This is a genomic window from Providencia sp. PROV156 (assembly GCF_028480905.1).
Lineage (GTDB): Bacteria > Pseudomonadota > Gammaproteobacteria > Enterobacterales > Enterobacteriaceae > Providencia > Providencia hangzhouensis.
The window spans coordinates 73,761-88,257 of the sequence record NZ_JAMPPE010000016.1 but is presented as its reverse complement, the minus strand read 5'-3'; the positions used below and the strand labels follow the sequence as shown (position 1 = coordinate 88,257).

General features: G+C 41.2%; 11 protein-coding genes. 9 read left to right on the top strand and 2 right to left on the bottom strand.

All coding sequences use genetic code 11. The features are described from left to right. Nucleotides 1-22: 22 nt before the first annotated feature. A complete protein-coding gene (locus PSF31_RS13140) occupies nucleotides 23-1,375 on the bottom strand; it encodes a hypothetical protein (RefSeq protein ID WP_096864040.1) in 1,353 nt (450 codons plus the stop codon). A gap of 662 nt (nucleotides 1,376-2,037) precedes the next feature. Here PSF31_RS13140 and PSF31_RS13135 point away from each other — a divergent pair. Continuing rightward, entirely contained in the window at nucleotides 2,038-3,756 is a 1,719-nt protein-coding gene (locus PSF31_RS13135; RefSeq protein WP_232062944.1) for an arylsulfatase, read from the top strand. Nucleotides 3,757-3,846: 90 nt separating this feature from the next. Here PSF31_RS13135 and PSF31_RS13130 read toward each other — a convergent pair whose 3' ends face one another. Further along, on the bottom strand, nucleotides 3,847-4,773 hold the full coding sequence (locus tag PSF31_RS13130) for an MBL fold metallo-hydrolase (protein WP_442959849.1): 927 nt from the start codon (nucleotides 4,771-4,773) through the stop codon (nucleotides 3,847-3,849). Between the two features lie 488 nt (nucleotides 4,774-5,261). Here PSF31_RS13130 and hypF point away from each other — a divergent pair, with 488 nt between their 5' ends. From hypF to hypA, 8 genes are all read left to right on the top strand, one after another. Next, complete coding sequence (hypF, locus tag PSF31_RS13125) at nucleotides 5,262-7,538, top strand: carbamoyltransferase HypF (RefSeq protein ID WP_096864043.1); 2,277 nt, start codon at nucleotides 5,262-5,264, stop codon at nucleotides 7,536-7,538. Between the two features lie 608 nt (nucleotides 7,539-8,146). Beyond that, entirely contained in the window at nucleotides 8,147-9,265 is a 1,119-nt protein-coding gene (hybO, locus tag PSF31_RS13120) for a hydrogenase 2 small subunit (RefSeq protein ID WP_004257951.1), read from the top strand. Nucleotides 9,266-9,267: 2 nt separating this feature from the next. Then, a complete protein-coding gene (gene hybA, locus PSF31_RS13115) occupies nucleotides 9,268-10,254 on the top strand; it encodes a hydrogenase 2 operon protein HybA (RefSeq protein ID WP_094961065.1) in 987 nt (328 codons plus the stop codon). Next, nucleotides 10,238-11,425, top strand: coding sequence for a Ni/Fe-hydrogenase cytochrome b subunit (gene hybB, locus PSF31_RS13110; RefSeq protein WP_004257947.1), 1,188 nt, complete (start codon nucleotides 10,238-10,240; stop codon nucleotides 11,423-11,425). The genes hybA and hybB overlap by 17 nt, the downstream gene beginning before the upstream one ends. Beyond that, a complete protein-coding gene (hybC, locus tag PSF31_RS13105) occupies nucleotides 11,422-13,125 on the top strand; it encodes a hydrogenase 2 large subunit (protein WP_096864044.1) in 1,704 nt (567 codons plus the stop codon). Before hybB ends, hybC begins: the two co-directional genes overlap by 4 nt. Next, nucleotides 13,125-13,622: a HyaD/HybD family hydrogenase maturation endopeptidase gene (locus PSF31_RS13100; RefSeq protein ID WP_004257940.1), complete on the top strand. Its 498-nt coding sequence runs from the start codon at nucleotides 13,125-13,127 to the stop codon at nucleotides 13,620-13,622. The genes hybC and PSF31_RS13100 overlap by 1 nt, the downstream gene beginning before the upstream one ends. Next, nucleotides 13,612-14,103 (top strand): hydrogenase-2 assembly chaperone, encoded by a 492-nt coding sequence (gene hybE, locus PSF31_RS13095; protein WP_164560933.1) that lies wholly within the window; start codon nucleotides 13,612-13,614, stop codon nucleotides 14,101-14,103. Before PSF31_RS13100 ends, hybE begins: the two co-directional genes overlap by 11 nt. Further along, the gene (gene hypA, locus PSF31_RS13090) at nucleotides 14,096-14,437 is read left to right on the top strand and encodes a hydrogenase maturation nickel metallochaperone HypA (protein ID WP_096864045.1); all 342 of its coding nucleotides are present in this window, start codon (nucleotides 14,096-14,098) and stop codon (nucleotides 14,435-14,437) included. Before hybE ends, hypA begins: the two co-directional genes overlap by 8 nt. The last annotated feature ends 60 nt before the right edge of the window (nucleotides 14,438-14,497 follow it).

The window sequence follows — 14,497 nt, the reverse complement described above, 5'->3', positions numbered from 1 at the left end:
CTCAATTAATTATTTTATGAAATTAAAAGATATTAAATTTGTAATCAAAAATAATATCTGCGGCGATAGAGTTCCTTCGAATATAATGGCCATTATCATCAAAAACAGGTTGTACGCGATTCCCTTGTGTCTGATAAAGCCAGGCCTTAGTTAATTTAGTAAAGACAGTAAAGTTTTTTAAACGAGGATCACTGGGTTGCCACGCATTAATAAGGTTAACTTCCCCCGTTTTAATTTTGTTATTTTTGAAGTCAAATTGGCCGTAATTTAATTGTATTGCGGAGTAAAAATCTTCAGCATATTTATAATCAATGAGCCCTGTTAGCGCTAATTCACCATCACGTTGATAGTGATAAGCGGCAGATGACATAGGTTCTATACGCCAACGTGCATTTCTCAAAGGGTGCCTATCGAAATAGCCAAGTGACCCGTCATTTTTTGATGCGTCAGTATAGCCAACACCCAGTTTCATACCTAAGGTATCATGTTGCCATCTAACAGTACCTTCATAAACCCAAGAACTGCCATTAGCGGCTTGTTGTGCGGAAGGCATATCTTTATATAACTCTAAGGGAACATTACCAAAGGCTTGGAACCCAAGCGTAATATTAGAATAAGGCATATAGCTTAGTTCAAGCACATGGCGGTCAATAAAATCTTTTGCATAGCCATAGTTATAACTTGCATTAAGTTCTTTTGTTTTATAATTGATACCACCTGCAGCAATATATTCAACAGGCGTTTTATTTGCACTCCGGAATTTTTCTTTATTCGGTGTAAATCGTTCCATTACGCTATCGACATATAGCGTATCGATTGAAAAATCTTGATATTTCAATGTGCCAGTATAACCTAAATAACTATTTTGAGATGATTCATAAGGGCTTTTTAGAACGGTATACATATGGGCTGCTTGCCAGCCATATTTCGCATTATATTGCAGACCTTGTTCATCACCTAAATGCAGCTTAATATAGCGGTTATTAAATTTTGTGAACCCTTTCGCATTTGATGATTTAAATCCAGAACCATCATTCCAGAGCAAATCTCGGCTTGCAAAATAATCACTTGCTCCTAATTTGGTGACGCTCGTATAAGAAACGTCAAAACCCAGAGTTTCTTTCCATAAACCTGATTGATAATTTAATCCAATCGTTTGTGCCCATGCAGTATGTATATAGGTTGGGCCAACTTCATTTTCATTTAAATATTTTAATCTATTCCTGAGAAATAAATCCATTTTACTGTCTTTTATTAACGGTTCATTGCTTAGGCTATCAATGAATTTATATTCCCTAGCTTCTATTATAGAAGAGAATAATATAGGAATGAGCATGGACCCTTTTAGGTAATTAAGTAGTCTAACTTTTTTCATATACCAACCTTTATTCTTGATTATTAGCAATGTTATTTAAATTGTTACTTTTTATGGTTTTAATTTTATTTTGTTACGGAGCAAGAGGGTTAAGCAAAAAAAAACCTGAATTTTTATACGATTTGATAAAACGTATAAAAATTCAGGTTCTTGCCTAGTCAAGCTAGTAACACACCAGTTGCTACATATTTAAAACGGGTTTATTTTTTATTACAATATATAATAATTGAAATTGTGAGCTGCCACTGATTTTAATAAATAGAGCTCCTGAGGTAAATAAAATAGATATGAGTAAAATTAACTGCAACACTATGAATTTGTTTAATATATGGGAATTTGGTTGATATGATAGTTTTGATGTTGTTCACAAATATATAAATAATAGATTGTGAATTTAATTTATTTTGATTAGATAGTGGCATTCTAGGTGTGTTACTAGCTTGACTAGGCAAAAACCTGAGACTTATAGCATTGGATGTTATAGGTCTCAGGTTTTTTTGTTTTTGTCCTTTTAATCCGGAATGTGAGTTGTTTTTTACTAACTCGTATTTTATAAGCGAGGCACTATGTCTAATAAAGAGCGGTCGAATAAAGAAATAAGAAAAACTAAAAAACGGTATTTTTTACAATTGTCACACAAGCCAAATCTGCTTAGGCAGTGTATGAGTACAGCATTAAGTGGCGCATTGATGCTATCGGCATCTTTTGCTACACATGCCGCAGCTGACAATACTGCGGCGAATGCAAAGCCACCGAACGTGATCTTAATTGTGCTTGATGATGTTGGTTTTGCTGATTTTGGATCTTTTGGTTCAGAGATAAAAACACCAAATATTGATGCGCTGGCAGAATCCGGGGTACGTTATAACCGCTTTGATACAAGTGCGATTAGTGCGCCAACTCGAGCGGCTATCGTTACAGGACGAAACAATCAAACTGTCAATATGGAAGATTTGCCACCTGATAATGTGAATGCGCCATCGAAAGAAACACCTCATGGTACAGGGCCAGCAACGAGTGGGGAAATACCTGAAAATGCTCAAAATATTGCTCAAGCGCTGAAGTCCGCAGGCTACGATACCTATGCACTAGGCAAGTGGCATTTAGCACCAAACTATAAAGATGATTTAGCGCGTAGCCAAAGTTTTTGGCCAAGGCAGCGGGGATTTGATTATTTTTATGGTTTTTTAAGTGGCCATACAAATCAGTATAAACCTGCACTAGTTGAAAATAATCAAAAGATTACACCACCTAATAATCCTGAATATCATTTGTCGGTTGATTTAGTTGATCATGCAATTCAACGTATTGACCAAGAATCAGAACAACCGAAATTTATTTATTTGGCTTTAGGTGCGGCCCATTCACCTTATCATGTGCCACAATCCTATATTAAAAATTACAGTGGCAAATATGACCAAGGTTGGGATCAACTTCGCTTGGATAGGTTTGAAAAACAGAAGAAGTTAGGCATTATTCCGCAAAATACCCTTTTACCTCCAAGGGAGAAAGGGGACGCTGCTTGGGATTCACTCGATACTGAGCAGAAAAAAGTGTACGCGAGATTTATGGAAACCTATGCCGGTTTTATGACTCATACAGATGAACAAATTGGCCGTTTAGTCGAACACTTGAAAGAAACAGGCCAATATGATGATACGTTAATTATTTTATTGTCAGATAACGGTGCTGCGCCAGAAGGCGGGGTAAACGGTGGTTTTAGAACGGCATATATGGATAAAACAACAGTTAAAGAAATGTACGATAACCTTGATGATGCTGGTGGACCAAAAACGGACATGTTATATCAGCGCCCTTGGGCGTATGCGGGGGCAACACCCTTTAAGCGTTATAAACTGTGGCCTTATTTAGGTGGTGTTAGAACTCCTCTGATTGTGTCATGGCCCAGTCATATACAGCAACCAAATAGTATTCGCTCTCAATATGTTAGTGTTATTGATATTGCCCCTACAATTTTAGATGCGGCGGGAACGTCATTTGCAACAGAGGTTGATGGAGTAAAACAAATTCCTGTGGCGGGTAAATCTTTCTTAGGAACTTTAAATTCAGATGACGCAAAAACCCGTGATGTGCAGTATTTTCAACTGCGTAGTCAGCGAGCAATTACTCAGGGTGACTGGAGAGCAGTTGCATTGCACCGTTATAACACCAGCTATGATGATGACCAATGGCAATTGTTCAATACAGCAGAAGATTTTTCTGAATCAACGGATTTAGCGCAGAAATACCCGGAAAAGCTGAAGGAATTACAGCAATTGTGGTGGGATGAAGCCAGAAAATATAGCGACCCAGCTGTCGTGGATCCTTCTGAGTTCTTCTACAACTTTAATCGTATGGAAGATGGTTTTATTAGTGATTAAATTTCGTTACTATTATTATGTACGCTAATATTTGAATAAATAGATATAAAAAGGTATTGATATTCAATACCTTTTTATTATTGAAATAACTTATTTCACCTCAAAACGTTGTAAGTCTTTACTGACCGTTACTGGACCTGAGTATTGTTTTCTGACTTCATTAATCCACACATCATCAGTAATCGATGGGTCATCCGCGGGGACTAAGTGGGTTAGGACAAGGTGTTTTACATTAGCTTGCTTGGCTATTTTTCCGACATCTTCTGCTGTTGTATGGTGAGAAATAATCGCTTTTGCCAGCGTCGAACCGTTGCCGATACGGTTGGCTAAATTTTCCACACCAGAGACTAAGACGACTTCACTAATTAAGTAATCAGCATCTTTAGCAAATTCAATAATTTGGCTATTATCAATCATATCACCAGTAATAACGATAGTTTTTCCGCCAGATTGTATTTTATAAGCGAGAGCTTCGTCTGAGTTAAAAGGTGGGTGTGGAACAAATAAGGCACTAATTTCGACATCATCATTTTTGAGTACAGGGCCTTCTTGAATATCTTTTGCTGTAACCATTTGACGCAAATCAGGTTTACCTTCATCTTTAACGCGTAAATCAATATCGCGACTAAAAGTATCCCAAACACCTTTTGTCATACTTTCCGTTCCAACAGGGCCATAAACAGCGATATTATGATTTAAACCACTGTTCCATGCATTTAACAGTAGGGCTGGGTAATCGGCAACATGATCACTGTGGAGGTGGGTAATAAAGATAGAATCAAGGTTTTTTAATGGGGCTTTTGATTGAACTAATCGCAAACTTGCTCCGTATCCCGCATCAAATAGGTATATTTTGTCGTTCTTGATAAATGCTGTAGATTGCGGCAAGCGTTTTTCATTTAATAAGGAAGGGCCGCCTTTTGTTCCAAGCGTAATAATTTCATCAGCACTAGCAAGATGGCTAGCACCAAATAGTACTGCACCGATAGAAAGAGAAACGAAAAGTTGTTTTAATATCAAAATATCACCTCTTTATATTATTAATAGATTGAGTTTTTTTATGAATAATATTCATGCATCACAAGATGTTGCTATATTGTTAATATATAAATGAGTCTACGTTTATGTCTGACGGGATACTATCGTTCTTATGGACTAGGTGAATGATTTAGAAAGGTTATTTATGTCGATTTATAGAGAATAATTCTGAAAATAATTAATCAAACTGGCTATAATTCTAATAGTATTTAATAGAGAAAGTTATATTGTTTACGCATTCAAGTTAAATTGGATTTTAAGTTTATATTTAAGATTGTTCAGAATTCTTAATTAGTAAACAATGGGCACTATTTTTTAATGTAATCATTATTGTATTGCTAATTAATGAATCGGTTTTTGAAAAATGAATCGGTCAATTGTACTTCCACGACTTTTCTTGATCTCAAGTGAAGCTTTTTTTATGTTTTAGCGCGAAAATATCCTTACAGTGGTAAGAGGATATCTCAGTGAAAAGTGGTATACAGTTACGCATCAAAGGGAAAGTGCAAGGTGTGGGGTTTCGCCCCTATATTTGGCAGTTAGCCCACCAATGCAAATTATTAGGTGATGTTTGTAATGATGGTGAAGGGGTGCTAGTGCGTTTATGTATTGGTTCGGATCTCACTGAATTTACTCAGTTATTGTACCAACATTGTCCGCCATTAGCCCATATAGAAAGTATTGAACCGCAACCTTTTCAATGGGATAAATTACCCGATGCTTTTACTATTCGCCGTAGTGGTGAAGGTAAAATGGACACGCAAGTCATTCCAGATGCTGCCACTTGTGATGCGTGCCAACAAGAGCTTTTTGCCCTATCAAATCGGCGTTTTCATTACCCGTTTACAAACTGTACGCATTGCGGCCCCCGTTTCACTATTATTCGTCATATGCCTTATGATAGACCCAATACCGCAATGGCCGATTTTCCTTTGTGTCCTAATTGCTTAGAGGAATATCAATCCCCCGCAGATAGACGATTTCATGCGCAACCTAATGCGTGCGCGGTGTGTGGCCCTGAAATTAAATTGTGCGACCCATCAGGAAAAACGATTGCAAATAAAGAGAACGCATTAGTCTTGGCAGCTCAGCAGTTATTGGCAGGTAAAATTGTTGCCATTAAGGGGATCGGGGGTTTTCACCTTGCTTGTGATGCGAGTAATGATCAGGCGGTAGAAGCTTTGCGCGTACGTAAATGCCGCCCAACTAAGCCACTTGCGGTAATGGTTCCATCACTGAATTGGTTAGAGTTGCACAATATGCCGCTTAGTGATGGCCTATGTGCATTATTGAAAAGCCCTGCCGCACCGATTGTGTTGATTAAAAATTGGAAAAATCATGTATTAAGCCAATATATTGCGCCAAAGCTAGCAGAAATAGGTGTTATGTTACCTTCTAATCCGTTGCAACACCTATTGATGGCACAAGTTAATTGCCCATTAGTGATGACATCAGGAAATGTATCAGGAAAGCCCCCTGTATTGAGTGAGCAAGCTGCTCTGGCTGATTTAACGGATATTGCTGATTTTTTCCTCACTCATAACCGTGATATTGTCCAACGCGCAGATGACTCACTGGTGCGTTATCATGATGGGCAAGCGGAAATGCTCCGCCGTGCGCGGGGCTATGTTCCTGATGCCATTGACTTACCTGAAGGGTTTGAGAATTCGCCATCAATACTGGCCTTAGGGGCGGATCTTAAAAATACCTTTTGTTTATTGCGAGACAAAAGTGCAGTAATGAGCCAACACCTAGGCGACCTTGATGACATGGATATTTTTGAACAATACCAGTCTGCGATTGCATTATTTGAATCTATTTATCGTTTTACGCCAACCGCTATAGTTTCTGATATGCATCCTAATTATGTGAGTATGCGCTATGGCGAGGCGTTATCACAGCAATTACGAATCCCATTGATAAAAGTGCAGCATCATCATGCGCATATCGCAGCGGTAATGGTTGAGCATGGTTTACCACTAAATGGAAGTAAAGTCATTGGGTTAGCTTTGGATGGTTTGGGGTATGGTGATGACCACCGGCTATGGGGAGGTGAATGCTTACTAGTGGATTATAAATCCAGTCAATACCTAGGAGGCTTGCCCCCAGTTGCACTGCCGGGAGGGGAATTAGCTTCTCGGCAGCCATGGCGTAATTTCCTTGCGCATTGTTTACAATTTGTCCCCCAGTGGCAAAAGCAAGAGAGCGCTGCTTATTTAATGTCATTTCCTTGGCAAGGCTTACAAAAGGCGATTGATAAAGGAATTAATAGCCCAACGGCTTCATCTACTGGGCGGCTTTTTGATGCGGTTGCTGCGGCGTTAGGTATTTGTACGGCACAAACTAGTTGGGAAGGGGAGGCCGCTTGCCAACTGGAAGCGATTGCAATGAAATCTCCCGTGAGCGTACATCCGGTCACTATGCCGTTAGTTGGTCAACAATTAGATTTACATACATTTTGGCAGCAATGGATGGCGTACTGTGCGCCTAAACCACAACGCGCACATGCATTTCATGTAGCGTTAGCGGAAGGTTTTGCTGAGCTAGCAAGGAAATCAGCGAACCAATATGGTACTAAGAAAATTGTTTTGTCAGGTGGTGTGATTCATAACCAACTATTGCGAGAACTATTAATGAATAATCTATCTGAGTTCGATGTGTTATATGCAAAACAATTTCCTATGGGAGATGGTGGGCTATCATTGGGGCAAGTCGCTATCGCTTCTGCGATGTTGAAAAATTAATCTATTACTGATGGGCAGTATTATATTTATAGGATTGTATATCTACCTATTTTTCAGATTTTCATTTTAATAGATTATATTGTCTTTTTGATATTGATTCTTATTTGACATATTTGTTTTTATATTAATAGTTGGATTGTTATTAATACACCTATTCTGCTTAATTAATTATATTACGACAATGAATCTAAGTATCATAATGAAAAATAAATAGTTTTTTATTTTAAATGATGTGATGTATAACGCAGTATTGAAAATCAAATCTATTTTTTTATATTTTTCCTCTTGTTTTAACACAGGTTACTGAATCGATTTTTCTAGCAAATATATAAAAAAAATAAAATTTCTTATTGCCTATTGATGAAGATCAAATGATTTAGGAGCGGTAGGAATAGGATCTTATTTTATATTTATGCATCAGGTTACTTAAATAAGAATTTATTTCATTAGAGTTGGTTTTGTTGGCTTCTTAAATAGATAAATACAAACAAAAAGCGTATGCATCATTTGTGTATAGGGCCTTGTGGTATTTATAACCTTAAGATAATAAACAAAAATTTCCTTCTAATGAATAGGTTTTAAGCCACCCATAATAATAGGAAAAAAGAATGATAGGAGATAACTCTATTATTTCTTCGCATGGCATTAACCGCCGTGATTTTATGAAGTTATGTACAGCATTAGCAGCGACAATGGGATTAAGCGGGAAGGCTGCTGCCCAAATAGCTGAATCTATTAGTGATCCAGCTCGACCTCCTGTCATTTGGATTGGTGCCCAAGAGTGTACGGGGTGTACGGAATCTTTGCTGTGTTCAACCCATCCAACTTTGGAAAATTTAATTCTCGATACTATTTCATTGGAATACCACGAGGTGTTGTCTGCCGCCTTTGGTGAGCAAGTTGAGCAAAATAAACATGATGCAATTGAAAAGTACAAAGGAAAATATGTTTTAGTCGTCGATGGTTCTATCCCACTAAAAGATAACGGTATTTATTGCATGGTGGCGGGGAAACCGATTGTTGAGCATATTCGTGAAGTGGCTGAACACGCCGCGGCCGTGATTGCGATTGGTTCTTGTGCTTCGTGGGGCGGTGTTGCTGCGGCAGGAGATAACCCAACAGGAGCCGTGGGTTTAGATCAAGTCATTAAAGATAAAACCGTTATCAATATTCCAGGTTGCCCGCCTAATCCACATAACTTCCTTGCGACGGTCGCGCACTTAATTACGTTTAATCGTCCACCAAAACTGGATAGCAAAAATCGTCCAATGTTCGCGTACGGTCGATTAATTCATGAACACTGCGAGCGTCGCCCTCATTTTGATGCGGGCCGCTTCGCAAAAGAGTTCGGTGATGATGGTCATCGTGAAGGTTGGTGTTTATACCATTTAGGCTGTAAGGGGCCTGAAACTTACGGGAACTGCTCCACATTGCAATTCTGTGATGTCGGCGGCGTTTGGCCTGTGGCGATTGGTCACCCTTGTTATGGCTGTAATGAGGAAAATGTCGGCTTTCACAAAGCGATACATCAGTTGGCGAGCGTGGAAAACCCAACACCACGGGTGGATAAACCGGATGTCAATAATCGCGAAGGTGGCCAAATTTCATCTACAGCTGTGGGGTTAATTGGTGGTGTTGTCGGGTTAGTGGCTGGAGTTAGCGTGATGGCAGTACGTGAATTAGGTCGTCAAAAACGCCAACAAGATACTGACTCACGGGGAGAATAACCGTGAATAGACGAAATTTTCTTAAACTCTCCGCAGGGGGAGCATTACTTGCGGGAAGTTCACCCAGTTTGGCGGGGCCTGAAAACCGTCCGCCGATTCCCAATTCTTTGGGGATGCTATATGACTCGACCCTGTGTATTGGGTGTCAGGCGTGTGTGACAAAATGCCAAGATATTAACCACCCAGAGCGTAACCCGGTCGGGGAACAAACTTGGTCAAATAATGACAAACTCACTCCTTATACCAACAATATTATTCAGGTTTGGAGTAGTGGAACAGGTGTTCATAAAGACCAAGAAAAAGATGGCTATGCCTACATTAAAAAGCAGTGTATGCACTGTGTTGACCCTAATTGCGTGTCGGTTTGCCCTGTTCAAGCGCTGAAAAAAGACCCAAAAACCGGCATTGTTCATTACGATGCCAGCGTATGTACTGGCTGCCGCTATTGCATGGTGGCGTGTCCCTTTAATATTCCGAAATATGCTTACGATGACAAATTTGGTGCGATTCATAAATGCGAGTTATGCAACCAAAAAGGTGTCGAACGTTTAGACAAGGGTGGCTTGCCCGGTTGTGTCGAAGTTTGCCCAACGGGAGCGGTAATTTTCGGGACGCGGGAAGAATTGCTCGCGGAAGCCAAAAAACGCTTAACACTCAAAGTGGGGGATGAGTACGGTTACCCAAGACAAACCTTACATAGCAATGACCCGAATGTGATTAAAGTGCCGAAATATGAGTCTCATGTTTATGGAGAACTTGAAGGCGGTGGCACACAAGTCATTGTTCTTTCAGGTGTGCCCTATCAAAATCTTGGGTTGCCTGAATTGGAGCAGTTGTCTACAGGGGCACGTTCTGAATATGTCCAGCACACCCTTTATAAAGGGATGGTATTGCCGCTCGCGGCGTTGGCAGGGTTGAGTTTCTTGGTGTATCGCAATACCAAGAATGATAAACACGAAGGAGACGACTCAAATGACGACGCATCATAAAGAGCAGCCGTTAGGCGGGCGTTTAGTCAGTTGGCCAATTATGGTATTTGGGCCATTAGTGCTGATTTGTGTCATCTTGATTGTTAAACGTTTGGTCTTCGGCTTAGGTTCAGTTTCTGACCTAAATGGTGGCTATCCTTGGGGGATCTGGATTGCTTTTGACTTACTAATTGGTACCGGTTTTGCTTGTGGCGGTTGGGCGCTGGCTTGGGCGGTGTATGTATTTAACCGCGGTGAATATCACCCGTTAGTGCGCCCTGCGTTATTAGCCAGTTTGTTCGGTTACTCCCTCGGTGGTTTATCCATTACCATTGACGTAGGTCGTTACTGGAACTTGCCTTACTTTTACATCCCCGGTTTCTTTAACACCAATTCGGTGCTATTTGAAACGGCAGTGTGTATGACGATTTATATTGGTGTGATGGCACTGGAATTTGCTCCTGCACTGTGTGAACGTTTTGGTTGGAAGGTTTCATTAAAACGCTTAAATAAAGTGATGTTTTTTATCATTGCGCTAGGGGCGTTATTGCCGATGATGCACCAGTCATCAATGGGGTCATTGATGATTTCAGCAGGATATAAAGTCCATCCTATTTGGCAAAGCTATGAAATGCTACCTCTACTCTCATTGTTGACCGCATTTATTATGGGCTTTTCTATCGTCATTTTTGAAGGGTCATTACTTCAAGCCGCATTACGTGGGCAGGGTGCTGATGAACGACCACTGTTTGTTCGTATCACTCGGATCTTGCAGGTACTGTTAGTGCTGTTTTTGGTCTGTCGTTTTGGTGAGCTGATTTATCGAGATAAGTTGCACCATATCTTCAACACCGATTTCTACGCCATGATGTTTTGGATAGAAACCGCATTAATGGTTTTCCCATTGGTTATTTTCCGCATGCCATCACTGAGGAATGATTCACGGTGGTTATATGCAAGCGGTTTAAGCATGTTGATTGGTGCTGCCATGTGGCGGATGAGCTATTCCCTCGTTGCATTCAACCCAGGGGGCGGATACGACTACTTCCCAACAACAGAAGAACTTTTAATTTCAATAGGTTTCGTGGCAATAGAGGTATGCGCTTATATCTTATTGATCCGCTTATTACCTGTTATTCCAGCATTGAAAAAAACAACGATGAGCCATTCAGAGGCCCGAGGTAAAGCATGAGCCAACGTATAACAATAGACCCAGTCACTCGTATCGAAGGTCACTTACGCATTGATTGTGAAATTGAAGATGGAAAAGTCACCAAGGCTTGGGCTTCAGGCACGATGTGGCGTGGTATGGAAGAGATAGTCAAAGGAAAAGACCCTCGTGATGCATGGATGATCATGCAGCGTATTTGTGGGGTTTGTACCACCGTGCACGGTATTGTGTCGGTACGCACGATTGAGAGCGCCTTAAATATTGATGTGCCAGTGAATGCGCAGTATATCCGTAATATGATTTTAGCCGCGCATACTATTCAAGACCATATTGTCCATTTTTATCAATTATCGGCGTTAGATTGGGTGGATATCACCTCTGCGCTGAATGCAGACCCAAATAAAGCAGCAGAAATTTTGAGAGGCGTTTCGACGTGGCCACTGAATAGCCCAGAAGAGTTCACGCGAGTTCAAGATAAAATTAAAAAACTGGTTGCCAGTGGGCAATTGGGTATTTTTGCTAATGGATATTGGGGGCACCCAGCGATGAAACTATCGCCTGAGGTGAACTTAATTGCTGTAGCTCACTACTTACAAGCCCTCGAATGTCAGCGTGATGCTAACCGTATTGTGGCGTTATTAGGAGGTAAAACGCCGCATATTCAAAACCTTGCTGTTGGTGGTGTCGCAAACCCTATCAACCTTGATGGTGTTGGGGTTCTGAACCTTGAACGCTTGATGTATGTAAAATCCTTTATTGACCGTTTAGGGGATTTTATCGAGCAAGTGTATAAGATTGACGCAGCGGTGATTGCAGCAGGCTACCCTGAATGGCTCGAAGTCGGTCAAGGTGCGAAACATTACATGTGTATGCCTGAAATGCCAATGGACGGTAAAAATGGGAGTTTCCTATTACCTGGCGGGTATCTAGAGAACAGTGACTTTAGTACTTATCGCCCCATTACTAGCCATACAGATGAGTATTTGATCAACGGTATCAAAGAAAGTAGCAAACATGCATGGTACAAAGAAAATGAGCCACAAGCACCGTGGGAAGGCACCACGAACCCGGATTACACCGGCTGGGATGATGACGGTAAATATTCATGGGTAAAAGCACCAACTTTCTATGATAAAACCGTTGAGGTCGGGCCGCTCGCTGATTTGTTGTGTAAATTAGCGGCAAAACATGAACCGACAGAAAAACACTTTAATGATGTGGTAAACCTGTATCAAACACTGACAGGTAATAGTATTAGTGTGGACCAACTGCATTCCACATTGGGGCGGATTATCGGACGTAGTGTTCGTTGTTGTGTACTGAATGAAACCTTGTCAATTCAATGGCAAGCGCTGGTGGACAACATCGCAAAAGGGGATCACACCACCTTTGTAAAACCCGTATTCCCAGAAAATGCCACCATTAAAGGTGTCGGTTTTGGTGAAGTACCTCGAGGTTTATTATCTCACTGGGTCGTGATCAAAGACGGTAAAATTGAAAATTACCAAGCGGTAGTGCCTTCTACTTGGAATTCAGGCCCACGTAATTTCAATGATGAGCCAGGCCCTTATGAGCAAGCATTGGTAGGAACTCCTGTCGCTGACCCATCTAAACCCCTTGAAGTGGTGCGGACCATTCACTCATTTGACCCTTGTATGTCTTGTGCAGTGCACATTGTTGACCCTGAAGGTGGCGAAGTCACTAAGGTTAAGGTGCTGTAATGCGTATTTTAGTCTTAGGTGTTGGCAATATACTGTTGAGCGATGAAGGGATTGGGGTACGCATCGTTGAGGCTTTAGAACAGCGCTATCACCTACCTGAATGCGTAGAAGTGCTTGATGGTGGAACTGCTGGAATGGAGTTAATTGGCCCAATGGCAGATAGAGACCATTTGATCATTGCCGATGTTGTGTTATCGAGCCAGAAGGCTGGCTCGATTTTAGTCTTGCGTGATGACGAAGTCCCTGCGCTGTTTACACGTAAAATTTCCCCACATCAACTCGGTTTATCAGATGTGCTATCCGCTTTGCATTTAACCGATGAATTCCCACAGCGGCTAACATTAGTTGGCGTTGTGCCTGAATCCCTCGAGCCGCATATCGGTTTGACGGCAACAGGGCTGGCCGCTTTAGAGCCAGCTTTACAAAAGGTTATTGAGGTTTTGCGAAGCGAAGGCTTGGAAATCATAGCGAAAGAAGAGAGTTTGCATGCCGGATGACATATTAGGTTATGAAACTAACCCTCGGCCTCAGGTTGAGGCCGCATTTACGCGCGTTGCTGAACAATCGATGCATGATTTGTCATTTTTGCATCCAACGGTGCCTGTGCACGCCAGTGAGTTTGCCCTGTTTGAAGGGCAATGGGTGGGTGCGGTGATTACGCCATGGATGCTCAGCGCGATTATTCTACCGGGGCCTGAGCAATATTGGCCTCGCCGCGTGGTCGGTGACAAGGTTGGGTTAATCCTCCCCTATGGTGAAATGACTTATACCGTAGGTGAATTAGACGGCTTAACTCAATATTTTGCTTGCTCATTAATGTCGCCATTAGAAAAAAAAATGACACCAGAACAAGGTATTCACCTAACGGATGATTGCCAGCGAATATTGTTATCGCTCCCAGTTAGTGACCCGAATATTCCTCAAGCACCTGAACGTAGAGCATTGTTTGCCCGCCACTTAAGGGGGCAGGATGCATGAGGTTTCGTTATGCCAAAGTACGATAGAAATTATTGAACAGCAGGCGAAAAAAAATGCAGTTAACCGAGTCACCGGTGTTTGGCTTGAAATCGGCGCACTCTCTTGTGTTGAAGAGGGTGCGTTTCGCTTCAGTTTTGATGTCGTTTGCCGAGGTACGGTTGCAGAAGGCTGCCAGCTCCACATTATTTACCAGCCCGCACAAGCATGGTGTTGGGATTGCAGTGAAATAGTGGAAATAGACAGCCACCAATCGGTTTGTCCATGCTGTCAGGGGTTGAACCTGAAAGTGGAAAGTGGGGATAGTTTGCGCATCAAAGAGTTGGAAGTGGAGTAGCTTTTTGAGCTGAGCTTGAGGTGTATCAACTAGACTCAATGGACTATGTATTAATCTAAT

Excerpts from the sequence above, each read along its gene's own strand:
- hypA (WP_096864045.1), top strand. The coding sequence starts at position 14,096 with ATGCATGAGGTTTCGTTATGCCAAAGTACGATAGAAATTATTGAACAG.
- hybB (WP_004257947.1), top strand. The coding sequence starts at position 10,238 with ATGACGACGCATCATAAAGAGCAGCCGTTAGGCGGGCGTTTAGTCAGT.
- hybE (WP_164560933.1), top strand. The coding sequence starts at position 13,612 with ATGCCGGATGACATATTAGGTTATGAAACTAACCCTCGGCCTCAGGTT.
- hybO (WP_004257951.1), top strand. The coding sequence starts at position 8,147 with ATGATAGGAGATAACTCTATTATTTCTTCGCATGGCATTAACCGCCGT.
- hybC (WP_096864044.1), top strand. The coding sequence starts at position 11,422 with ATGAGCCAACGTATAACAATAGACCCAGTCACTCGTATCGAAGGTCAC.
- PSF31_RS13140 (WP_096864040.1), bottom strand. The coding sequence starts at position 1,375 with ATGAAAAAAGTTAGACTACTTAATTACCTAAAAGGGTCCATGCTCATT.
- PSF31_RS13135 (WP_232062944.1), top strand. The coding sequence starts at position 2,038 with ATGAGTACAGCATTAAGTGGCGCATTGATGCTATCGGCATCTTTTGCT.
- PSF31_RS13100 (WP_004257940.1), top strand. The coding sequence starts at position 13,125 with ATGCGTATTTTAGTCTTAGGTGTTGGCAATATACTGTTGAGCGATGAA.